This is a genomic window from Rothia mucilaginosa (genome assembly GCF_964211445.1).
In the GTDB taxonomy this organism is placed as follows: domain Bacteria; phylum Actinomycetota; class Actinomycetes; order Actinomycetales; family Micrococcaceae; genus Rothia; species Rothia mucilaginosa_E.
The window spans coordinates 1-680 of sequence record NZ_CAXOQT010000065.1 but is presented as its reverse complement, the minus strand read 5'-3'; the positions used below and the strand labels follow the sequence as shown (position 1 = coordinate 680).

Below are 680 nucleotides of genomic sequence, written 5' to 3'. Positions count from 1 at the left end.
CCGATAATGTTCTTGAAACTTTGCCCCACAGACCCCTTGTAAGAGTTGTACCTGTGATAGGCCCTCTCACGGCGTATGCCGCAGCGCAACCCCATCTGGCGCATCATCTTCAAGACTGTCTTATCGGCGATCCGCTCCCCTTCCTCAGCGCGCAGGCACATGGCTATCTGCCTGTGACCGCACCCGTTGGGAGTTCGCGAAAAGATCTGGGCAACCTTGGCACGTAGCTGTACCCTGGTTGGCTGCTGGGGGTGAGCCAGCGCGTAGTAGTAGCTCGACCTGGCAAGGCCTGCCACCTCAAGGAGGTCGTACAGCTTGTGACCGCGCCCTGAAAGCTCAGCGACCACTAGGGCTTTGTCCCGGTTTGGGAGCGTTTCTGCGCCTTCAGGGCAATCGATTTTTTTAGGTACGCTACCTGTGCCTCGAGCTTGCGCACGCGCTCTTCGAGTTCCTCCTCACGCGTTGGTGGCACCGCCCGCACCGACCCCTTTGGCCTGCCCTTGGGCTTGGGCTTAAGCGCCTGCGCGCCGCCTTGGCGGTACAGCCTGCACCACTGCTTCAACGGTGTCGCACTCGCAATACCGAAGCGCATCATTGCTTCAGGCTTACTCATCCCACCATCAACCACAGCCTTTGCTGCGGCGACCTTGGTCTCATAGTTGTATCTGGTCTGTTTTACT

At 58.8% G+C, this 680-nt stretch carries 2 protein-coding genes; both read right to left on the bottom strand.

Features of this window, described 5'->3' with window-relative positions; translation table 11 throughout:
* Positions 1-347: IS3 family transposase (locus AB8E48_RS08950; protein WP_368886481.1), on the bottom strand; the 347-nt coding region annotated here is incomplete at its 3' end.
* Positions 347-680 (bottom strand): helix-turn-helix domain-containing protein (locus AB8E48_RS08945; protein ID WP_368886480.1); only part of this gene is annotated, 334 nt, incomplete at its 5' end. The genes AB8E48_RS08950 and AB8E48_RS08945, both read right to left, overlap by 1 nt.